The organism is Haemophilus sp. oral taxon 851 str. F0397 (genome assembly GCF_000242295.1).
In the GTDB taxonomy this organism is placed as follows: domain Bacteria; phylum Pseudomonadota; class Gammaproteobacteria; order Enterobacterales; family Pasteurellaceae; genus Haemophilus.
Genome location: NZ_JH591080.1, coordinates 93,823 through 116,822, shown reverse-complemented (window position 1 = coordinate 116,822; position 23,000 = coordinate 93,823). Strand labels below are relative to the sequence as shown.

Annotated in this window: 20 protein-coding genes; 17 read left to right on the top strand and 3 right to left on the bottom strand. The window is 39.0% G+C overall.

Features of this window, described 5'->3' with window-relative positions:
• Positions 1 to 78: 78 nt before the first annotated feature.
• From pcnB to glnE, 7 genes are all read left to right on the top strand, one after another.
• Positions 79 to 1,437: a polynucleotide adenylyltransferase PcnB gene (pcnB, locus tag HMPREF9096_RS02855; protein WP_032803538.1), complete on the top strand. Its 1,359-nt coding sequence runs from the start codon at positions 79 to 81 to the stop codon at positions 1,435 to 1,437.
• An 8-nt stretch (positions 1,438 to 1,445) separates the two neighbouring features.
• Positions 1,446 to 1,928 carry a 2-amino-4-hydroxy-6-hydroxymethyldihydropteridine diphosphokinase gene (gene folK / locus HMPREF9096_RS02860; protein ID WP_009766769.1) on the top strand — a complete coding sequence of 161 codons (483 nt, stop codon included), beginning with the start codon at positions 1,446 to 1,448 and terminating at the stop codon, positions 1,926 to 1,928.
• Positions 1,929 to 2,003: 75 nt separating this feature from the next.
• Positions 2,004 to 2,480: a tRNA (adenosine(37)-N6)-threonylcarbamoyltransferase complex ATPase subunit type 1 TsaE gene (gene tsaE, locus HMPREF9096_RS02865; RefSeq protein WP_005635434.1), complete on the top strand. Its 477-nt coding sequence runs from the start codon at positions 2,004 to 2,006 to the stop codon at positions 2,478 to 2,480.
• Positions 2,481 to 2,487: 7 nt separating this feature from the next.
• Complete coding sequence (locus HMPREF9096_RS02870; protein ID WP_009766768.1) at positions 2,488 to 3,858, top strand: N-acetylmuramoyl-L-alanine amidase; 1,371 nt, start codon at positions 2,488 to 2,490, stop codon at positions 3,856 to 3,858.
• Positions 3,859 to 5,748: a DNA mismatch repair endonuclease MutL gene (gene mutL, locus HMPREF9096_RS02875; protein WP_009766767.1), complete on the top strand. Its 1,890-nt coding sequence runs from the start codon at positions 3,859 to 3,861 to the stop codon at positions 5,746 to 5,748.
• Between the two features lie 7 nt (positions 5,749 to 5,755).
• Positions 5,756 to 6,691: a tRNA (adenosine(37)-N6)-dimethylallyltransferase MiaA gene (gene miaA / locus HMPREF9096_RS02880; RefSeq protein WP_009766766.1), complete on the top strand. Its 936-nt coding sequence runs from the start codon at positions 5,756 to 5,758 to the stop codon at positions 6,689 to 6,691.
• A 5-nt stretch (positions 6,692 to 6,696) separates the two neighbouring features.
• Complete coding sequence (gene glnE, locus HMPREF9096_RS02885) at positions 6,697 to 9,642, top strand: bifunctional [glutamate--ammonia ligase]-adenylyl-L-tyrosine phosphorylase/[glutamate--ammonia-ligase] adenylyltransferase (protein WP_009766765.1); 2,946 nt, start codon at positions 6,697 to 6,699, stop codon at positions 9,640 to 9,642.
• Positions 9,643 to 9,662: 20 nt separating this feature from the next.
• On the opposite strand, the gene recN is transcribed toward glnE, so the two are convergent.
• Both recN and HMPREF9096_RS02895 read right to left on the bottom strand, forming a co-directional pair.
• On the bottom strand, positions 9,663 to 11,339 hold the full coding sequence (gene recN / locus HMPREF9096_RS02890) for a DNA repair protein RecN (RefSeq protein WP_032803519.1): 1,677 nt from the start codon (positions 11,337 to 11,339) through the stop codon (positions 9,663 to 9,665).
• 110 nt (positions 11,340 to 11,449) lie between these two features.
• A complete protein-coding gene (locus HMPREF9096_RS02895; RefSeq protein ID WP_032803536.1) occupies positions 11,450 to 12,340 on the bottom strand; it encodes an NAD(+) kinase in 891 nt (296 codons plus the stop codon).
• 100 nt (positions 12,341 to 12,440) lie between these two features.
• Here HMPREF9096_RS02895 and grpE point away from each other — a divergent pair, with 100 nt between their 5' ends.
• The 6 genes from grpE to HMPREF9096_RS02925 all read left to right on the top strand — a co-directional run bounded on the left by grpE (position 12,441) and on the right by HMPREF9096_RS02925 (position 18,005).
• On the top strand, positions 12,441 to 13,037 hold the full coding sequence (grpE, locus tag HMPREF9096_RS02900; RefSeq protein WP_032803518.1) for a nucleotide exchange factor GrpE: 597 nt from the start codon (positions 12,441 to 12,443) through the stop codon (positions 13,035 to 13,037).
• 68 nt (positions 13,038 to 13,105) lie between these two features.
• Positions 13,106 to 13,525, top strand: a complete 420-nt coding sequence (locus HMPREF9096_RS02905; protein ID WP_009766761.1) for a nucleotidyltransferase substrate binding protein — start codon at positions 13,106 to 13,108, stop codon at positions 13,523 to 13,525.
• A complete protein-coding gene (locus HMPREF9096_RS02910; protein ID WP_009766760.1) occupies positions 13,509 to 13,802 on the top strand; it encodes a nucleotidyltransferase family protein in 294 nt (97 codons plus the stop codon). The genes HMPREF9096_RS02905 and HMPREF9096_RS02910 overlap by 17 nt, the downstream gene beginning before the upstream one ends.
• Before the next feature lie 224 nt (positions 13,803 to 14,026).
• Positions 14,027 to 16,150, top strand: coding sequence for an anaerobic ribonucleoside-triphosphate reductase (gene nrdD, locus HMPREF9096_RS02915; protein WP_009766759.1), 2,124 nt, complete (start codon positions 14,027 to 14,029; stop codon positions 16,148 to 16,150).
• Positions 16,151 to 16,267: 117 nt separating this feature from the next.
• Positions 16,268 to 17,128 carry an acyl-CoA thioesterase II gene (gene tesB, locus HMPREF9096_RS02920; protein ID WP_032803516.1) on the top strand — a complete coding sequence of 287 codons (861 nt, stop codon included), beginning with the start codon at positions 16,268 to 16,270 and terminating at the stop codon, positions 17,126 to 17,128.
• Positions 17,129 to 17,138: 10 nt separating this feature from the next.
• Positions 17,139 to 18,005 (top strand): ferritin-like domain-containing protein, encoded by an 867-nt coding sequence (locus HMPREF9096_RS02925; protein ID WP_009766757.1) that lies wholly within the window; start codon positions 17,139 to 17,141, stop codon positions 18,003 to 18,005.
• A gap of 75 nt (positions 18,006 to 18,080) precedes the next feature.
• Here the strand turns inward: HMPREF9096_RS02925 and cysS are convergent, their stop codons facing one another.
• Positions 18,081 to 19,460 (bottom strand): cysteine--tRNA ligase, encoded by a 1,380-nt coding sequence (gene cysS / locus HMPREF9096_RS02930; RefSeq protein ID WP_009766756.1) that lies wholly within the window; start codon positions 19,458 to 19,460, stop codon positions 18,081 to 18,083.
• Between the two features lie 102 nt (positions 19,461 to 19,562).
• On the opposite strand from cysS, the gene HMPREF9096_RS02935 reads away from it, so the two are divergent.
• The 4 genes from HMPREF9096_RS02935 to HMPREF9096_RS02950 all read left to right on the top strand — a co-directional run bounded on the left by HMPREF9096_RS02935 (position 19,563) and on the right by HMPREF9096_RS02950 (position 22,974).
• Positions 19,563 to 20,072: a peptidylprolyl isomerase gene (locus HMPREF9096_RS02935; protein ID WP_005690982.1), complete on the top strand. Its 510-nt coding sequence runs from the start codon at positions 19,563 to 19,565 to the stop codon at positions 20,070 to 20,072.
• Between the two features lie 54 nt (positions 20,073 to 20,126).
• Positions 20,127 to 20,915, top strand: coding sequence for a TatD family hydrolase (locus tag HMPREF9096_RS02940; protein WP_032803514.1), 789 nt, complete (start codon positions 20,127 to 20,129; stop codon positions 20,913 to 20,915).
• A gap of 111 nt (positions 20,916 to 21,026) precedes the next feature.
• On the top strand, positions 21,027 to 22,154 hold the full coding sequence (locus HMPREF9096_RS02945; RefSeq protein ID WP_009766754.1) for an acyl-CoA dehydrogenase family protein: 1,128 nt from the start codon (positions 21,027 to 21,029) through the stop codon (positions 22,152 to 22,154).
• A 13-nt stretch (positions 22,155 to 22,167) separates the two neighbouring features.
• Positions 22,168 to 22,974: a phosphate/phosphite/phosphonate ABC transporter substrate-binding protein gene (locus HMPREF9096_RS02950; protein ID WP_009766753.1), complete on the top strand. Its 807-nt coding sequence runs from the start codon at positions 22,168 to 22,170 to the stop codon at positions 22,972 to 22,974.
• Positions 22,975 to 23,000 lie beyond the last annotated feature (26 nt).

The following is a 23,000-nucleotide window of genomic DNA, read 5'->3' as shown; positions in this document are numbered from 1 at the left end:
GGCAAAAAGACAAAAAAATCAAAAGAGGTTGCCAAAACAAGTGCTCATTCTAAACGAGTTGAGCGTTCTAATAATCAAATGCCAAAAGCGCGGGCAAAAAAATCAGAACAAACACACCGCTACGATAAAAATGTGATTAAAGCGGCTCAATTTGGTATTTCACCGCGTGATTTTAGCCGTAATGCACTCACCGTAGTGGAAAAACTGCAACGTCAAGGTTTCGAGGCTTATATCGTCGGTGGATGTATCCGCGATTTATTGCTCGGTAAAAAACCAAAAGATTCTGATGTTGCAACAAACGCACGTCCTGAGCAAATCCAAAACATTTTCCAACGCCAATGTCGTTTAGTAGGTCGCCGTTTCCGCTTAGCACATATTATGTTTGGTCGAGATATTATTGAAGTCGCCACTTTCCGTGCTAATCACAGTGATGCTCGCAATGAAAATCAAGCGAAGCAAAGTAATGAAGGCATGTTACTGCGCGATAATGTTTACGGTACGATCGAACAAGATGCAGAACGCCGAGACTTTACGGTCAATGCGCTGTATTACAATCCACAAGATAATACGTTACGAGATTATTTCGAGGGCATTAAGGATCTCAAAGCGGGAAAACTACGCTTAATCGGCGATCCAGTTACGCGTTATCAAGAAGATCCTGTGCGCATGCTACGCTCCATTCGTTTTATGGCAAAACTTGATATGTTCCTTGAAAAACCGAGCGAACAACCAATTCGTGAACTTGCACCTTTATTAAAAAATATTCCGCCAGCTCGCTTATTTGATGAAAGTTTAAAATTATTGCAGGCGGGACAAGGGGTAAAAACCTATCGGTTATTACGCCAATATGGTTTATTTGAACAACTTTTCCCTGCATTAAGCTCATATTTTACAGAGAAAGAAGATAGTTTTGCAGAACGTATGATCATTACCGCCCTTAGTTCGACAGATGAACGTGTTGCGGATAAACTTCGTATTAATCCTGCATTCTTATTTGCAGCATTTTTCTGGTATCCATTACGCGAAAAAGTGGAAATTTTGAAAAATGAAGGCGGTTTAAATAATCATGATGCTTATGCTTTAGCAGGTAATGAGGTTTTAGATTTATTCTGCCGAGCTTTGGCTGCACCACGTCGTCATACTGCGGTCATTCGTGATATTTGGTTCTTACAGCTGCAATTATTAAAACGTACTGGCTCAGCACCAATGCGTACCATGGAACATCCAAAATTCCGTGCAGGCTTTGATTTACTGGCTATGCGTGCAGAAATTGAAGGTGGCGAAACGATTGAATTAGCCAAATGGTGGCACGAATATCAATTCAGCAATGGTGAACAGCGTGAACAGTTAGTACACGAGCAACAACGCTTACATCCTAAACCAAAGAAAAAATACTATCGTCCACGCCGTCGTAAAACAATGCGCTCAGCAGAATAAGGGAAAAGATGATTACTGCATATATTGCTCTAGGTAGCAATTTAAACGCGCCTGTAGAACAATTACATGCTGCGCTTAACGCGATAAGTCAGTTACCAAACACGCATTTGGTAACGACGAGCTCTTTTTATAAAAGCAAACCGCTCGGCCCACAAGATCAACCCGATTATGTGAATGCCGTTGCAAAAATTAAAACTGAACTTAGCCCGCTTGCTCTATTGGATGAATTGCAACGCATTGAAAATGAGCAAGGTCGAGTACGTTTACGCCGCTGGGGTGAGCGTACGTTAGATTTGGATATTTTGCTTTACGGCAACGAAATCATTCAAAACGAGCGCTTAACGATTCCCCATTATGATATGCATAACCGTGAGTTTGTCATCGTGCCGTTGTTTGAAATTGCATCAGATTTGGTCTTACCTAACACTCAACCACTAGTAGATTTGGTCAAGCCATTTGATGACCATGAAATGATAAAATTAAATCCCTAGAAATTTCACCGCACTTTTATGAACCTCAAAAGTGCGGTAGAATCTGCCCACATTTTTCTTCATTCATGACCCGTTATGGAAAGCTTAACTCAATATATCCCTGATGAATTTTCTATGCTCCGCTTTGGCAAAAAATTTGCGGAAATTCTTTTAAAATTGCATACAGAAAAAGCCATTATGGTTTATCTTAACGGTGATCTTGGGGCAGGAAAAACAACGCTAACGCGCGGAATGCTACAAGGTATCGGTCATCAAGGTAATGTAAAAAGCCCAACTTATACGCTGGTTGAAGAATACAATATTGCTGGCAAAATGATTTATCATTTTGATTTATATCGTTTAGCAGATCCTGAAGAGCTAGAATTTATGGGGATTAGAGATTATTTTAATACTGATAGTATCTGCTTAATTGAATGGTCTGAAAAAGGCCAAGGCATATTGCCGGAAGCAGATATTTTGGTAAATATTGATTATTACGATGATGCACGAAATATTGAATTAATCGCACAAACGAACTTAGGTAAAAATATTATAAAAGCATTCTCTAATTAATTTATTTATGAAAACAAAAATTTTATTTTTTCTTTTTTTCTCAACGTTTAGCTTCTCTCTTTTTGCAGCCCCAATTACGATTGCGATTGACCCTGGTCATGGCGGAAAAGATCCAGGTGCAATCAGCCGAAACTTGGGCATTTATGAAAAAAATGTCACGCTTTCGATTGCAAAAGAGTTAAAAGCCTTACTCGATAAAGATCCAAATTTTCGTGGCGTATTAACACGAAGCGGCGATTACTATATTTCTGTGCCTGAGCGTTCAGAAATCGCACGTAAATTTAAAGCGAATTATCTCATTTCCATTCATGCGGATTCATCCGAATCACCTGAACGTCGCGGTGCATCAGTCTGGGTGTTGTCAAACCGTCGAGCCAATGATGAAATGGGTCAATGGTTAGAAGACGATGAAAAACGCTCCGAATTACTCGGTGGCGCAGGAAAAGTGCTTTCACACAATAACGATAAATACCTAGATCAAACAGTGCTTGATTTACAATTTGGTCATAGCCAACGTACAGGTTATGAACTTGGAAAACATATTTTAAGTCATTTTTCTAAAGTGACGACCTTAAGCCGCAGTGTTCCTCAACACGCAAGCCTTGGCGTTTTACGTTCACCCGATATTCCTTCCGTATTAGTGGAGACAGGTTTTCTATCAAATTCTGATGAAGAACAAAAACTTAACTCCCCTGCTTATCGCCGTCGTATCGCCTATATGATTTATGAGGGATTAGTGGTTTTCCGTGGAGGAAAAGCCAAATCTTTCATTAGTGATGATATTGTTCAGAATAGCAAACAAAGTGATACAAAAAATACTGAAAAAAATGACCGCACTTCCGATAAAAATACCAATGAGAACAGCGTAAAAGATAGTGGACTTCGCCACACCGTCAAAAATGGGGAAAGTTTAGGAAGCCTTGCGAATAAATATGATGTCAAAGTGGCGGACATTGTGGCGTTAAATAAATTAAAACGCGAAGCACTTTGGATTGGTGAAACCATCAAAATTCCAGATAATGGAAAAACTCAAAAGGCACAAGATGAAAAAATAAATTCATCAAAAAATAAAGAAAGTGCGGTGAAAAAAGCAGAGAAAACGACTGAGAAAAGCAATACTTTAAAAGTAGAAAAATCAGAAAATAAAACGGATAAAAATAAATCCTCAAATAAAACGAAAAAAGAGGAAACCTCATCCAATAAAAAATCTGATGAGAAAAAAGAAATTCCGCTTTACCATGTCATTCAAAAAGATCAGACAATCTATGCGGTATCGCGAGAATACAATATTTCAGTCAATCAAATTTTAAAGCTGAATCCAAAATTAAAAGATGGTAAAGCTCTGAGCGGACAAAAAATTAAATTAAGAGAAAAATAAATGCCAATTAAAATTCTTTCCCCACAACTTGCTAACCAAATTGCTGCTGGTGAAGTGGTAGAACGCCCTGCGTCTGTGGTGAAAGAATTAGTGGAAAATAGCCTTGATGCAGGTGCAAATAAAATCCAAATTGATATCGAAAATGGTGGGGCAAATTTGATCCGCATTCGTGACAATGGCTGTGGTATTCCAAAAGAAGAATTAAGTCTTGCTTTGGCACGACATGCTACGAGTAAAATAGCAAATCTTGACGATCTCGAGGCGATTTTAAGTTTGGGGTTTCGTGGAGAAGCCTTGGCTAGTATCAGCTCTGTATCTCGTTTAACGCTTACCTCTCGCACTGAAGCACAAACTGAAGCTTGGCAAGTTTATGCACAAGGCCGTGATATGGAAACCACGATCAAACCCGCATCACATCCTGTCGGCACAACAGTTGAAGTTTCCAATCTTTTTTTCAACACGCCAGCCCGCCGAAAATTTTTGCGCACAGATAAAACAGAATTTGCTCATATTGATGAAGTCATTCGCCGCATTGCTTTAACAAAATTCAACACGGCATTTACATTAACGCATAATGGGAAAATTATCCGTCAATATCGTCCTGCTGAAGCGCTCAATCAGCAACTAAAACGTGTCGCCGCTATTTGTGGGGATGATTTTGTCAAAAATGCCTTACAAATTGATTGGAAACACGACGATTTACACTTATCTGGCTGGGTAGCCACACCAAATTTTAGCCGAACTCAAAATGATTTAAGTTATTGCTATATTAATGGCCGAATGGTTCGAGATAAAGTAATTAGCCATGCTATTCGACAAGCCTATGCTCAATATTTACCAACCGATGCTTATCCTGCGTTTGTGTTGTTTATTGACTTAAATCCGCATGATGTGGATGTCAATGTTCATCCGACTAAGCATGAAGTGCGCTTTCACCAACAACGCCTCATTCATGATTTTATTTACGAAGGCATCAGCCATGCGCTAAACAATCAAGAACAACTTAATTGGCACACAGACCAAAGTGCGGTAGAAAATCACGAAGAAAATACGGTGCGTGAACCCCAACCAAATTACAGCATTCGACCTAATCGTGCAGCTGCGGGACAAAATATCTTTGCGCCAAAATATCATGAAAAATCACAGCAAAATCAAGCGCACTTTTCTAATACAGCAGTGTTGTCAAATCATGTAAGTACTGGTTATCAAGATTACCGTTCTGATGCACCGAGTAAAACTGAGCAACGTTTATATGGTGAATTGTTACGTACATTACCGCCTACAGAACAAAAGGATATATCGAATACAACACAACAAAATATTTCAGATACAGCTAAAATCATCTCAACTGAAATAATTGAGTGCTCATCACATCTACGCGCCCTTTCACTTATTGAAAATCGCGCGTTGTTATTACAACAGAACCAAGATTTCTTTTTGCTTTCATTGGAAAAATTACAACGCTTGCAATGGCAATTAGCTTTACAACAAATACACATCGAACAACAGCCTTTATTGATTCCAATCGTGTTTCGCTTAACTGAATCACAATTTCAAGCATGGCAACAATACTCAGATGACTTCAAAAAAATTGGCTTTGAATTTATCGAAAATCAAGCACAATTACGCTTAACCTTAAATAAAGTGCCAAGTTTATTGCGTACACAAAATCTACAAAAATGCGTGATGGCAATGCTGACTAGAGATGAAAATTCATCACCATTTTTAACCGCACTTTGCGTACAATTAGAATGTAAAATCTTTGACGCTTTAGCGGACGCACTCAATTTATTAAGCGACACAGAACGTTTACTCACGCAAACGAATCGCACGGCATTTACCCAATTACTCAAACCTATTAATTGGCAGCCTTTATTAGACGAAATTTAGATTCTTCATGAAACCAACCGCAATTTTTTTAATGGGCCCTACGGCCTCAGGCAAAACGGATTTAGCCATTCAACTACGAAGCCAACTTCCAGTCGAAGTGATTAGTGTTGATTCAGCGCTTATTTATAAGGGAATGGATATTGGCACAGCGAAACCATCAAAAGAAGAACTTGCCCTTGCGCCTCACCGTTTGATTGATATTTTAGATCCATCAGAAAGTTATTCCGCAATGAATTTCCGCGATGATGCGCTACGCGAAATGGCGGATATTACCGCACAAGGCAAAATTCCGTTGCTAGTAGGCGGTACGATGTTGTATTACAAAGCCTTAATCGAAGGACTTTCGCCATTACCTTCTGCTGATGAAAATATTCGCGCCGAGCTTGAACAAAAAGCGGCTCAACAAGGTTGGACAGCATTACATACAGAACTCGCCAAAATCGATCCTATTTCTGCCGCCCGAATTAATCCGAGTGATTCTCAACGAATCAATCGTGCTTTAGAAGTTTTTTACATCACGGGAAAATCACTCACAGAACTGATAGAAGAAAAAGGCGAAGCCTTGCCTTATGATTTTGTACAATTTGCAATTGCGCCGCAAGATCGCCATGTTTTGCATGAACGCATCGAACAACGCTTTCATAAAATGATTGAACTGGGCTTTCAAGAAGAAGTGGAGAAACTTTATGCGCGTAGCGATTTAAATATTAACCTACCGTCGATTCGCTGCGTGGGCTATCGTCAAATGTGGGAATATTTGCAAGGCGATTACGATCACGAAGAAATGATTTTCCGTGGTATTTGCGCAACGCGCCAGCTAGCTAAACGCCAGCTCACTTGGCTACGAGGTTGGAAAACGCCAATACAATGGCTGGATAGTTTACAACCTCAACAAGCGAAAGAAACCATATTACGTCACTTAGATTCCTATCACAAAGGTTAGAAAAAATGACTGCACTTTCTGCCCTCATTGAACAAAAATTACAATCTCTTGGCACAATTCTGTGCCAATCTTTTCTAGAACTTTCCCCAGAAAAAATTCACGACGCCATTCAACAAAATTCAAATTATCCTAAACTGCCTGTTTATCAATTAGGCTATGCTATGGCAATGTCTGACTTTGTGGAAAAAGTCTTGCAAAAATACCCGCACTTGGTGAAACAATGGTGGGAAAAATCTCCCTGTTTTGCAGATTGCTCTGCCTATACTGAACGTTTGAATAGGGAGTTAGCCAATGTACATGACGAAACCGCACTCTATCAAACATTACGCCAATTCCGTAACATTGAAATGGCAAAATTAAGTTTTTGTCAAAGTTTGAATCTTGCGACCGTTGAGGAAATTTTTGTTCAGCTTTCACAACTTGCAGAAAGTTTAATTATCGCTGCCCGCGATTGGCTTTATCATCAAGCCTGTGCGGAGATGGGCACACCAATGGATGAACAAGGCAATCCGCAACAGCTTTATATTCTAGGAATGGGGAAATTAGGCGGTTTTGAACTAAATTTTTCCTCGGATATTGATTTAATTTTCACTTATCCATCACAAGGGGAAACTTGCATTGAGAATACGAATGCTCGACGTTCTGTGGATAATGGAAAATTTTTTACGCGTTTAGGGCAACGCCTTATTTCTGCCTTAGATGAATTTACTTCTGATGGTTTTGTATATCGAACCGATATGCGCTTGCGTCCATTTGGTGACAGCGGCGCGCTTGTTCTCAGCTTTGCGGCAATGGAACAATATTATCAAGATCAAGGTAGAGATTGGGAACGCTATGCAATGATTAAAGGGCGAGTATTGGGCGCACAAACAAAGGATCCCAATGTATCTAAATTGCAAAAAATGTTACGCCCCTTTGTGTATCGTCGCTATATTGACTTTAGTGTGATTCAATCTTTACGCGAAATGAAAGGCAAAATTGAGCGAGAAGTACGCCGTCGTGGTTTGAAAGATAATATTAAACTAGGTGCTGGTGGTATTCGTGAAGTCGAATTTATCGTACAAGTTTTTCAACTCATTCGAGGCGGGCGAGAAATCAATCTGCAACAACATTCACTCTTAAAGATATTGCCTGAAATTACCAAACTAGGATTAATTACCGAACAACAATTCCACGATTTACGTGAAAGTTATATTTTTTTACGCCGCGTAGAAAACATTCTACAAGCCATTAACGATCAACAAACTCAAACACTACCAACCGATGAAATAGATCAAATTCGTTTAGTCGAGGCATGTAAAATATTCACCTGTTTAAATAAAAATAATCAAACTATTGAAAAACATTATCCAATAGAAAATTGGGATGATTTTTACCGCACTTTGCAACAAAAACAAGAAAAAGTGCGGGCGGTATTTACTCAATTAATCGGTGATGAACAAGATGAGCCATCACAAACTGATAGCCAATGGCAAGATTTTTTAGAAGCAGATTTTGAGGATATTGAACAAACATTATTAGAGATTGGTGTATCAGAAAATAATATTGATGACGTTTTAGAAAAGCTTTCTCAATTCAAAGACAGCCTAAATCACAGAGTGATTGGTTCTCGTGGGCGTGATGTTTTGAGTCATTTGATGCCAACAGTACTTGCACTCATTTTTCAGCAAGAAAATTACCGCACTTTGCTCCCCCGAATTCTGAACATTATTGAAAAAATTTCGAGTCGAACAACTTATTTAGAATTATTATTGGAAAATCCTCGCGCACTTCAGCAAGTTATTGAACTTTGTGCTCAGTCTCAACTTATTTCAGAGCAACTGGCCCACCATCCTATCTTATTAGATGAATTGCTTAATATAGAAGCGCTACGCCATCCGTTGCCATTTACCCAATATCCTACAGAGTTACACCAATATTTGCTTCGTTTACCACCTGATGATGAAGAACAGCTTATTGATGCTTTGCGTCAATTTAAACAAGCAACCCTATTAAAAGTGGCCGCGGCAGATATTTTGGGAGCATTACCGGTGATGAAGGTAAGCGATCATTTAACCTATCTTGCCGAAGCAATTATTGAAGTTGTTGTAAATCTGGCTTGGAAACAAGTTTCATCTAGATTTGGTGTGCCTGAACATTTACAAAATAATGAAAAAGGATTTTTAGTGATTGGTTATGGAAAACTTGGTGGTATTGAACTCGGTTATAAATCCGATTTAGATCTCGTATTTTTGTACGATGCCGTAGAAAGTCAAACAACAGATGGCAAAAAAGTGATTGATAGCAATCAATTTTACCTGCGTTTGGCACAAAAGATTGTAAGTATTTTCAGCATAAATACTTCCGCTGGCGTACTTTATGAGGCAGATATGCGTCTACGCCCTTCTGGCGATGCTGGCTTAATTGGCTGCTCTCTTTCTGCATTTGCCCATTATCAATTGAATGAAGCTTGGACATGGGAAAAACAAGCGCTTGTGCGTGCTCGCCCTGTATTTGGTGAATCATCTCTTAAAGCTAAATTTGAGCATATCCGCCAACAAGTACTTTCTGCATCACGAGATATTGAGCAATTAAACCGAGATGTGGTGGAGATGCGAGAAAAAATGTTCACGCATTTGTCTCATTCAAAAGATGGTGAATTTAATCTTAAAATAGATCGCGGTGGTATCACTGATATTGAATTTATCGCTCAATATTTAATGCTAGCCTATGCCCCTCAAAACCCACAACTGACAAAATGGTCAGACAACGTACGTATTTTCGATGATATGGCAGAGGCTCAAATTATTAGTCACTCGGAATGCGACACCTTAAAACAATGTTATGTCGATTTACGCAATACCATTCACCATTTGAATTTGATAGGTAAATCTCCTGTTGTAGATGAAACTGAATTTGTCAAAGAGCGGTCATTTATTCAAACATTTTGGGATAAGCTATTTAGTTCATAAAATACTAATTAAATCCCATTTTAATGAACTAAATCTAACATTTCCTGTGCATTGGCTAAGGCTAATTCTGTAATTTCACTTCCGCCCAAGAGTCTTGCCAAAGCTGGTACACGTTCAGCTTGTGAAAGTGCGGTCATTTGTGTTTCAGTTTTATTATCCACAGTAAATTTTTCTACATTGAACTGATGATGGCCATGACAAGCAACCTGTGGCAAGTGAGTTACGCATAATACTTGGCAACGTTCACTTAATTGACGTAAAAGTTTTCCGACAACACTTGCTGTTTTTCCGCTAATACCCACGTCCACTTCATCGAAAATTAACGTTGGAATAGCCGATTGATCAGAAGTTAAAACTTGAATCGCTAAAGAAATACGAGAAAGTTCACCACCAGAGGCAATTTTAGCTAACGCTTGAGGTTGCTGACCTAAATTACTACGCAAAGTAAAAATCACATTATCCGAACCGTTTGATCCTACTTTATCTAAATCCGTATTCAACTCTACATAAAATTCAGCATTTTCCATTGCAAGTTGTTTTATCGACTGCGTGACATTCTGCGCTAAGCGAGCCGCAGATTGCTGACGACTTGCAGTTAATGCTTTAGCCGTTGCTTGCATTTGTTCAAATGCGAGTTTTTCTTGCTCAATCAACATCTCTTCACTTTCAGAAAAATCTAAAAGTGCGGTTAATTCTGCTTTTAATTTTTTGTGATGTTCCACAAGATCTTCAGGCTTAACTTGGTGTTTACGAGCAAGTTGTAAAGCCTGACTAATTCTTTGTTCGATTTCCTGTAAAAGTTGAGGATCTTGCTCAATATTACTCGATAAATTTCGTACTTCACTGGTTGCTTCTTGCACTTGAATCAACGCATCATTCAACATACTTTGCACTTCAGCATATTGCGGATCAAGTTCAGCTAATTCATCAATATATTGTGTCGCACGATAAAGCAAGCTATCGATATTTACCGTGTCATTTTCACTTAAAATTTGCAGGGCTGATTGAGAAAGTTGGGTTAGCTGTTCGCTGCTAGATAAACGACGTTGTTCATCTTCTAATTCCAAATATTCATTTGGTCGAATATTAAACTCATCTAACTCATCCACTTGATACTGTAAAAGTTGTTTACGTGCTTCATTTTCTGCCACTTTTTGTTGAAAGGTTTTAACTTGATTTTGAAGATTTTTCCATGCCTGATAATCTTCACGCATTTTCACAAGTAATTCAGGATGAGCAGCAAAATTATCAACTAACTGAAGCTGATAGTCATTTTTTAGCAATAATTGAGAAGCGTGCTGCCCATTAATATGAACAAGATATTGACCAATTTCTTTTAATTGAGACGCGGATACAGGAGTACTATTAATAAAAGCTTTAGAACGTCCGTCCGCATTAATCACACGACGCAAAATACATTCAGTTGGATTATCTGGATCTTGTAATTCTTGCTCATTCAACCATTGATAAGCAGGATTATGCGATTCTAGTTGGAAAGTTGCACAAATTTCTGCACGTTCTTGCCCTTCGCGTACCATTGAGGTTTCTACTCTTTGTCCGAAACATAAACCTAAAGCATCAATGGCAATAGATTTACCAGCCCCAGTTTCTCCAGTAATAACAGACATTCCTTTCGCCAATTCGATATCAAGCTGGCGAACAATCGCAAAATTATTGATAGTAAGTTGAGTAAGCATAGCAAAATCCTTTAACTGTATATTAATCATATTATATCTGATTTAATTTACAGTAAAGGATTTTTTTACAGTATTTTACTGATACATTTCCACTAGGCTTTTTATAAAAATCAAAATGATTTCAACCAACCTAATTTAGTACTTAATACATTGTAATAATTATAATTTTTTAGATGAAGCAATCGGAGTTTATGCTCACTTTTTTGAATATGAACCACGTCATCAGGCGTAAAAGGTAAGGCTATTTGACTATCACAGCCCACTTCCAATTGAGATGTATTGTGCTCAGCAAAACGAATCGATATTTTGCTATCACCATCAATAACAAGAGGACGAGAAGTCAATGTATGTGGAAACATTGGCACTAGCGCAATGGCATTAAGGTTTGGTGTCAAAATCGGGCCACCAGCGGAAAGAGAATAAGCAGTAGAACCTGTTGGCGTAGAAACAATTAATCCATCAGAACGTTGTGAAAATGCAAACTTATCATTGATATATACATGAAAATCGATCATATGCGCAATTTTCGCAGGGTGAATAACCGCCTCATTCACTGCATTCCCTGTCGATACAATTTCACCTGCACGCTCAATTTTTGCTTCCAATAAAAAACGTTCTTCCACAAAGAATTCACCGCGTTCTAAACAAGCTTCAAGTTGAGCATAGGCATTTTTCGGGTCAATATCTGTTAAAAATCCCAAATTACCACGGTTGATACCAACCAATGGAATATCATATTTTGCTAATACGCGAGCACGCCCCAACATATTGCCATCCCCTCCAATCACGATAACCAACTGTGCTTGGCAACCAATTTCATCAAGTGTTGCAAGATTTTCTGCAGGAAGCCCCAGTTTTTCAGCAACATCTTTTTCCATCATTACTTGATAGCCACGTTCCGTTAACCAGTGAAACAAATTTTTGTGCATTTGTAGGTTAATGTCATTTCGAGGTTTTCCTACAAGCCCAATGGTTTTAAAGGAACGATATAAATTATTCATAAAATAAACCGCACTTGAATTTAACATTTTCGTCATTATATAGTTTTTTGTTAGACTATAGCTAACGACTATGGCGAATTTTGTATTTACGGAGAAAAAAATGTCAGAACAAGAACAAAAAGTTGAAACCCCAGAAGTAGAAAAGCAAGAAGACGCTGTTGTGGAAGAAACACAACAAACAGCGCCTTCTCAAGAACTTGATCCTTTAGAAGAAGCTATTGCACGAGTGCAAGAGCTTGAAGAGCAGCTAAAAACTCAAATAGAAGAAGCGGCAAACAAAGAACAGGATATTTTACTTCGCTCTCGTGCTGAAATTGAAAATCTTCGTCGTCGAACTGAACAAGACGTTGAAAAAGCACATAAATTCGCATTAGAAAAATTCTCAAAAGACATTTTGAATACTATCGATAACCTAGAGCGCGCCCTTGCCACTCCAGCAAATAAAGAAGATGAAAGCGTAAAAGCGTTATTTGACGGCGTAGAACTGACCTTAAAAGAATTAGTTTCAACCGTTGGTCGTTTTGGTGTGGAAGCTGTAGGTGTTGTCGGAGAAGCATTTAATCCTGACTTACATCAAGCCATTTCAATGCAACCGGCTGAAGGCTTTGAAAGCAATCAAATTAGCGTCGTATTGCAAAAAGGCTACACCTTAAATGGTCGAGTCATTCGCCCTGCTATGGTAATGGTGGCAGCTTAATTTATATTTTGTCTAAAAAGCGGTCGGTTTTTCGGCCGTTTTTACCAATTACTCCATAAGGATCCGCAATGGTTGATTTCGATCTCACGCCTTTAAAAAAGGCTATTTTACGGTTAGAAGAGGGTCTAACTCGTTATCAAGAAGACATTTCTGATATTCAAATTCGCGATGGCTTGGTTCAACGCTTTGAATTTACGTATGAAATTAGCCATAAAATCCTTAGACGTTATTTAGAAAAAACATCCGCTAACCCTGATGAATTTGATGAAATGACTTTTCAAAATATCATCCGATTAGGAAATGAAAAAAATCTATTAATGAGAGATTGGACACATTGGCGAAAATTTCGAGATATGCGAAGCCGTACTAGCCACACTTACGATGAAGAAACAGCAATTCAAGTTGTTTCTGGCATACCTGAATTTTTACAAGAAGCCAAATTTTTACAAAAGGCTCTACAAGAGAAATTAGATGCTTATCATTTCTAGTCAAGAGCTTGAGATTATCAAAGCAATTTTACAACGCTATGTGCCCGAACATTCTGTTTGGGCATTTGGTTCACGTGTTAAAGGCACGACAAAACCCTATTCAGATTTAGATTTGGCCATCATAACAAGCACCCCGCTTAATTTACAAACTCACGCCGATCTAGTTGATGCCTTTTCCGAATCTGACTTACCTTGGCGCGTTGATCTTGTAGATTGGTCATTAACTAGCGAAAAATTTAAACAAATCATTTTAAATTGTTACGAAGTCATTCAGTAATCAATTCCCTCAATCAAAACTTTGATCTCGCTCACAAAATCAAAAAATATTTGAGAAATGTTCTCAACAACTTAATTTGATATTTTTCTAATAAAATCAATCTTTAACAAAATTCTCTTACAATAAAACACCTAAAAACACTACATATTGTGTGTTGATTATCTTTTTAGATCTATATATAGTGCACTCCGCATATCAAAAACACTATATATTGGAGCTATATCATGAGTAACTTTGGGGTCATCAAGCGCGATGGTTCTCGTGCAGAGTTTGAGATTCAACGTATCACTAATGCCATTAAAAAAGCCGCAAGTGCGGTCAATATTTCCGATGAATTTTATTGCCACCAAATTGGGCAAGAAGTAGGGAATGAAATTTTCACCCATCATCAAGGCGAAATTGATATTAATCAGATTCAAAAAATCGTTGAAGATAAATTGATGGCAAGTCGTTATCCCGAGGTTGCTCGTGCGTATATCGAATATCGTCATGATCGTGATTTAGCCCGCGAAAAACGTAGCCAGCTAACAAAAGAAATTGAAGGTTTGATTGAACAAAGCAACGTCGAATTACTTAACGAAAACGCCAATAAAGACGCGAAAGTGATTCCAACACAACGAGATTTGCTAGCAGGAATTGTGGCAAAACATTATGCCAAACACCATATTCTTCCACGCGATGTGGTGGAGGCTCACGAAAAAGGGGAAATTCATTATCACGATTTAGATTACGCGCCGTTCTTCCCAATGTTTAACTGTATGTTAGTAGATTTAGAAGGGATGCTTTCTCGTGGTTTTAAAATGGGTAATGCGGAAATCGAACCCCCAAAATCTATCGGCACCGCAACGGCAGTGACAGCACAAATTATCGCCCAAGTGGCCAGCCATATTTACGGCGGAACAACCATTAACCGTATTGATGAAGTGCTTTCCCCTTATGTGCAAATCAGTTACGAAAAACACCTCAAACATGCCCAAGAATGGAACGTGCCCGATGTTGAAGGTTATGCAAAAGCGTTGATTGAAAAAGAATGTTTCGATGCCTTCCAATCTTTAGAATATGAAGTTAATACACTACATACTTCGAATGGACAAACACCATTTGTGACCTTTGGTTTTGGTTTAGGAACAAGCTGGCAATCCCGCTTAATTCAGCAAGCTATTTTGAAAAATCGGATCCGTGGACTCGGAAAAAATCATAAAACGCCTGTATTTCCAAAACTTGTTTTCACCATTAAAAAAGGCTTGAACCAAACTAAAGGCGATCCGAATTACGATATCAAACAACTCGCATTGGAATGTGCATCAAAACGTATGTATCCAGATATTCTCAATTACGATCAGGTTGTCAAAGTCACGGGCTCTTTTAAAGCCCCAATGGGATGCCGTAGCTTTTTAGGTGCATATGAAGAAAACGGTCACGAAATTCATGATGGGCGTAATAATCTTGGCGTGGTGAGTTTGAATTTACCGCGTATTGCATTGGAATCTAAAAACGAAGAAGATTTCTACCGCACTTTAGATGAGCGTTTGGCTATTGCGAAAAAAGCATTAATGACACGAGTTGCCCGCCTTGAAAATACCAAAGCTCGCGTCGCTCCTATTCTTTATATGGAAGGCGCATGCGGAGTGCGGTTAAAAGCGGATGAAAATGTGGCACAAATTTTCAAAAATGGACGCGCCTCTATTTCGCTCGGCTATATCGGTATTCACGAAACTATTAATGCGCTCTATAACAAAGGACATATTTTTGATGATGAACAATTACGCGAAAAAGGCATTGCGATTGTTCGTCACCTTAGCGAGGCAGTAAAACGCTGGCAAAAAGAAACTGGCTATGCCTTCAGTCTTTACTCCACGCCAAGCGAAAACTTATGCGACCGCTTCTGCCGTCTAGACACCAAAAAATTTGGCGTGATTGAAGGGGTAACGGATAAAGGCTACTACACAAATAGTTACCACTTAGATGTAGAAAAGAAAGTGAATCCTTACGACAAACTGGATTTTGAAATGGCATATCCCCCTCTCGCCAGCGGTGGTTTTATTTGCTACGGCGAATATCCAAATATTCAACACAACTTAAAAGCATTGGAAGATGTGTGGGATTATAGCTACGATCGCGTACCTTACTACGGCACAAACACACCGATTGACGAATGTTATGAATGTGGTTTCACCGGCGAATTTGAATGTACCAGTAAAGGTTTTGTTTGCCCAAAATGTGGCAATCACGATAGCACAAAAGTGTCTGTCACTCGCCGCGTATGTGGCTATCTAGGCAGCCCTGATGCCCGCCCATTTAATGCAGGAAAACAGGAAGAAGTGAAGAGAAGAGTTAAACACCTTTAATTAACACCCTAGCAATAGCACGCATTTTTTAATGCGTGCTTTTTATTACCAACTTTGGCATTCCCCAAAATCTCCGCTAAAATAACCGCACTTTTTCTTATCCTCGAGAAAAGCAATATGTCAGATATTCTCAATAACCTCATTCATCTTCTTAAACTTGAAAAAATTGATGATTTAATCTTTTGTGGTGAAAGCCAAGATTTAGGTTTTCGCCAAGTATTTGGTGGGCAAGTTGTGGCTCAAGCATTATCAGCGGCAATGCAGGTGGCGCCAGAAGATCGTATTTTACATTCTTGTCATGCCTATTTTCTTGCTCCGGGAGACAGTCAATATCCGATTATTTACGATGTGGAAACCTTGCGTGAAGGGCGTAACTTTTCTGCATTACGCGTAAAAGCCATTCAACATAAAAATACCATTTGTCATGTAACCGCTTCTTTCCAAGTGTCAGAAAAAGGTTTTGAACATCAAAGTACGATGCCAAATGTTGGCGCTCCTGAAGACTTTACAGATGAAAATGTGATGCTACAAAAAGTGGCTCAAACCTTGCCAGAACCACTCAATGAAAAATTTGCGGCAGAGCGTCCATTTGAGGTACGTACCAAATATTTGAATAACCCGTTTAACGGGACAAAATTGCCAGCCGAGCAATATTCTTGGTTTAAAACCAATGGAGAAACGCCGCTTGATATAAAAATTCAGCAATGTTTATTGGCTTATTTTTCCGATTTTCACTGTATTTTGACCGCACTTCATCCGCACGAAAAAGGCTTTTTACAAAAAGGAATGAAAGTGGCAACCATTGATCACAGTATTTGGTTCCATCGTCCGTTTAATTTAAATCACTGGCATTTGCACGCAATTGAAAGCAATAATGCCTTTGGAGGCCGTGGCTTAGCACGCGGGCAAATTTTCTCGCGAGATGGTCAATTAATCGCGACAACACAACAAGAAGGCTTGATCCGTTTTAACGAATAAGAGAGAAAAAATGACCGCACTTATTACACAATTTTGGCAACAAGTTGAAACCGCACTAAAAACAGCGAATCCACAAGAAAAATGCAGTTTAGTTAATGATCTCTACGATAATCTTCTGCCACAAATTCAGTTGATAAAATTAGAAGATTTTCCCGAAGTCGTACCACAAGATAATATTGCCGCTTTTCCTGAAAAACCGCTCTTAGTTGCACCGAAAGATGTGCCAAAACGTTCTTTTGCTACAGAAGAAGGCTATGCTGCCACATTGCACGCTATCGCACATATTGAGTTTAATGCGATTAATTTAGGCTTAGATGCAGCTTGGCGATTCGGGCGTAATGCACAAGAAGAACTTGGCGATGGTTTAGCTTTTGTGAAAGACTGGCTTCGTGTCGCTCGTGAAGAAAGTACGCACTTTTCCTTAGTCAATGAACATTTGAAAACATTGGGTTATCAATATGGTGATTTTGAAGCTCATGCTGGATTATGGGAAATGGCGCAAGCCACCGCTCACGATATTTGGGAACGAATGGCGTTAGTTCCTCGTGTATTAGAAGCAAGAGGCCTCGATGCAACACCTGTTCTACAAGAGAAAATCGCACAACGTAAAGATTTTGCCGCAGTAAACATTTTGGATATTATTTTGCGCGATGAAATTGGTCATGTGTATATTGGCAATCATTGGTATCACGCACTTTCTAAAAAACGTGGTTTGGATGCGATGAAATGCTTTACTGAGTTGCTACACAAATACCGTATTGTAATTTTTAAAGGTGTCATTAATACCGATGCTCGTATTCAAGCGGGTTTCACGCAGCATGAGTTGGATTGGATTTATGAAGTGGAACAAACCTTGAAATCCTATATTAAAAAATGATGAAAAAATAAAAAGACTAAGTTCTATTCAATTCTGAACTTAGTCTTTTTAATAAAAGTGATTTAACGTTTGAATTTATTGCTTACGCCAAGTTGTCCCATTCGCACCATCTTCTAATACGATGCCCATAATGGTGAGCTCATTACGCGCAGCATCTGCAGCTGCCCAATCTTTAGCAGCGCGAGCTTCGTTGCGTTGTTTAATCAGCGCTTCAATTTTTGCCACTTCATCATCGTTAGAACCTGCTTGTAAGAATTTCTCTGGTTCTTGTTGAAGTAATCCTAAGATCGCCCCCAATTCACGTAAACGCGCGGCAAGTCCATTGGCTTTCTCAACATCTTCTGTTTTTAACTTGTTAATTTCACGCGCCATTTCGAATAAAACAGAAAGTGCATTTGGCGTATTAAAATCATCATCCATTGCTTCACGGAAAGTTGCCACAAAATGTTCTCCGCCAAAAGCAACCGCACTTTGATCCGTTCCACGTAAAGCCGTGTATAAACGTTCCAACGCACCTTGCGCTAAATTCAAGTTTTCTTCGCTGTAATTGAGCTGGCTACGATAATGTGCCGTTAATAAGAAATAACGCACTGCTTCTGCATTGTAGTGGTTTAATACATCACGAATAGTGAAGAAATTGCCGAGGGATTTCGACATTTTTTCTTTATCCACCATAATCATGCCAGAATGGATCCAATAATTCACATATTGGCCACCATGCGCACAGCAAGATTGTGCAATTTCATTTTCGTGATGTGGGAACATTAAATCAGAGCCACCACCGTGAATATCAAAATGTTCGCCAAGTTGTTTGCAGTTCATCGCTGAACATTCAATGTGCCAACCTGGACGCCCCGCGCCCCATGGGGATGGCCAGCTCGGTTCGTTTTCTTTCGACATTTTCCAAAGCACGAAATCCATTGGATTTTTCTTGATTTCATTGATTTCAATACGTGCACCGGCTTGTAATTGCTCAAGATCTTGACGAGATAATTTGCCGTATTCTTTAAAGCTTTCCACATCAAACATCACATCGCCATTATCCGCAACATAAGCATGTCCACGTTTAATTAATTTTTCCACAATTTCAATAATTTCTGGAATATGATGGGTCGCACGAGGTTCAAAATCAGGGCGTAAGACATTAAGTGCATCAAAATCTTTATACATTTCCTGCACCATGCGATCCACTAACTGATCACAGGTTTCTTTGTTTTCTAACGCACGTTTAATAATTTTGTCATCTACGTCCGTAATATTACGCACATAAGTTAAATCGTAACCCAAAGAACGTAAATAACGAGCAATCACATCAAAACACACAAAAGTGCGTCCATGACCGATATGGCACAAATCATAAACAGTAACGCCACAAACATACATTCCCACTTTATTTTCGTGGATAGGTTTAAAGATTTCTTTTTCTCTCGTTAAGGTATTGAAAATTTTTAGCATTTTTAAGCTCGTAAAATGAAATAAAAACAAACCGCACTTTTATAGCACTTTTACCTCGATTGTGGAATAATACGACCCTTAATTTTTCAGAAGGAAAACAAAATGGTTACGTTACACACAAACTTTGGCGACATTAAAATTAAATTGGATTTTGATAAAGCTCCAGTTACAGCAGAAAACTTCTTAAATTACTGCAAAGAAGGTTTTTATAATAACACAATTTTTCACCGTGTTATTGATGGCTTTATGATTCAAGGCGGCGGTATGGAAAGCGGTATGCGCGAAAAAGCAACCAAAGCACCAATCCAAAATGAAGCAAACAATCGTTTAAGTAACAAACGTGGAACCATTGCAATGGCTCGCACTTCAGATCCACATTCAGCGACCGCACAATTTTTCATTAACGTCGCAGACAATGATTTCTTAAATTATCGTTCAAAAGAAATGTTTGGCCGCGAAGTCGTTCAAGAGTGGGGCTATGCGGTATTTGGTGAAGTGGTTGAAGGTATGGATGTTGTGGATAAAATCAAAAAAGTGAAAACAGGCAACAAAGGCTTTCATCAAGATGTTCCAACTGAAGATGTAGTGATTACATCGGTTTCAGTAGAATAATTATGAATGGCGGATAAATTCCGCCATTTTTTATCGACCTAAAGGAAAATGCTCATGCCTTTCTTCGACACTCACACACATCTTGATTATCTCCAACAATTTACTGGGGAGCCTTTGTCACAGCTTGTTGATAATGCAAAGCAAGCCGATGTGCAAAAAATACTGGTTGTGGCGGTGAAAGAAGCTGATTTTAAAACAATCCAAAATATGACCGCACTTTTTCCTGATAATTTGTACTATGGGCTTGGGTTACATCCTCTTTATATTCAAGAACACGCCGAAAATGATTTAATTCTATTAGAACAAGTCTTAAAAAATCGTAATGCAAATTGCACGGCGGTGGCAGAAATTGGTTTAGAACGCGCAATTCCAGATTTGCTCACCGATGAACTTTGGGCAAAACAATGTCATTTTTTTGAAAGCCAACTTTATTTGGCAAAGCAATTTAATTTACCCGTCAACATTCACAGTCGAAAAACCCATGATCAAATTTTTACTTTTTTAAAACGTATTCCATTATCTAAACTTGGCGTGGTACACGGTTTTTCAGGAAGCTACGATCAAGCAAAACGCTTTGTTGATTTAGGCTATAAAATCGGGGTTGGTGGCACCATCACTTATGAACGCGCCAATAAAACTCGTCAAGCAATCGCGAAGTTGCCGCTTGATGCCTTAGTGTTGGAAACAGACAGTCCAGATATGCCTGTATTTGGTTTTCAAGGCCAACCTAATCGACCAGAACGTATTGTGGAAAGTTTCAAAGCTCTTTGTACCTTAAGAAATGAACCTGCGGAATTGATTAAAAAAGTTACATGGGAAAATGCTTGCCAGATTTTTTCTTGATCCACGTCACATTACTGAAATTATTTTGAATTAAATACTAGAAAAAAGAAACTGAGCATAATAATATCCGCCTCGTAGAAAGTTTTTCTCAACACACAATAAGGATATATTATGTCGCAAATCTATACTCAGGTGAGAAAGTTAGCGGAACAGTTTATTGAGCCTTACGCCGACGAACTCGATCAAAAAAAAGAATTTCCTGTTCAGGCATTTAAGGAATTAGGTAAAGCTGGTTGGTTTTCACTTTTAATTCCAAAAGAATACGGCGGAATGGGATTAACCCTAAAAGAACACGCTGAAGTCTGTATGGCATTAGCTGAAAGTTCAGCTTCTGCTGGTCTCTGTTACATGATGAGTAACGTTGCAGTGAATTGTTTAAATCTATTCGGCAGCGATCAACTCAAACAAAAAATCTTTTCTGACATTGTTCAAAATCAAACATTTGCCGCACTCGCCTATAGTGAATTAGGCACGGGTACTCACTTCTATATTACCGATGCAACCGCACAATTTAATGCTGAACATGCAGTATTCAATGGCTTAAAATCTATGGTGACATCTGGCAATTATGCTTCTTATTATTTAGCACTTTTGCCTTCCGAAAATGGTGAAACTATTGATAACTGGGTGCTTCCACTTGGTACTCAAGGCTTAACTTTTGAAGCCGATAGCTGGAATGGCTTAGGTATGCGTAGCAATGTCTCTTGCTTTATGCGAATGACCGATATGCCATTAGATCGTAGCTGGCGTATTGGCGAAGTTGGCGCAGGCGCAGAACAAGTATTTGGTGGCATTGCACCCGCCTTTATTTGTGGTTTGGCTGCTGTCTATAGCGGCGTCTGTAAAGCCGTGCTTACTGAGGCAATTAAACATTCAACACACCGTAAATACACATCGGGCACTGCACTAGCCGAAATCGAAACCGTGCAAATTCACTTAGCTAAAATCTATGCAAATACGAATGCGGCTGTATGTGCTACGCGAGATGCGGCTCGTGCAGCCACAGAAGGTGATGCAGATGCATTGGCTAAATTATTAGCCGCCCGAATTCTCGCGAGCGAAAACGCGATTATTCTTGCTCAAATTGGTATGCGTATTGGCGGTGGCAAGGCCTATAACAAAATGGGACCAATGGAACGCTATTTACGCGATGCATTAGCAAGCCAAGTGATGGCGCCAAGTGTCGATGTGCTAAATATTTGGTTAGGTAAAGCCATTACAGGTCAACAAATTCCATAAAGTGCGGTGAAAAATGAGTGAAAAATTAAAAATCGGGGCGGTAATCTACGCCCCACAAGTGACAGTTATTTGGGGCATTATTGCAGACTTTTTCGAAAAAGAAGGTTTCCCTATTGAACCCGTGTATTTCAAAGACTACAAAGGGCAAGTTGATGCGTTACTCAATAATGAAATTGATGTGGCGTGGAACTCTCCCCTAGCTTGGCTAGATGGTTACTTGCGTAGTGGTGGTAAAACCTTAAATGGAGCAATGCGTGATACCGACCAAGATCGTCAAAGCTATTTAGTTGTTAATGATCCAAACATCCAATCTATTGAAGATTTGAAAAATAAAACTATTGCTTTTGGTGCGATAGATTCTCCACAAGCGCGGTTAATTCCAATCGAGTTTTTACATCAACATGGCTTGGAGTTTGGTCAAGATTATGTAGAAAAACGCTTTGATGTGGGTGTTGGTTTGCACGGCGATCATGTAGGCGGTGAATTAGATGCAGCTAATGCATTAAAAGATCGTCAAGTCGCGGCAACATGGATGCTAGATTTCAACTTTGAACGTTGGACAAAAGATGGCACACTCGATCCAGCAACAGTTCGAGTACTCGCAAAAACACCATCATTTGACCATTGTATTTTCAGTGGGCGCGTGGGATTAGATGAAACCAAATTCAATGCATTCACCGAAACCTTGTTCAAAATGGATTACAACAATCCAGAACATAAAGAAATGATGGATTTGGAAGGATTAAAACGTTGGGTTGCGGGTAGAACAAAAGGTTTTGCTCAATTACAAGCTGCCAATGAATATTTAAAATTCTTTTAAGATCAATATGTCATGATGGGCGTGCG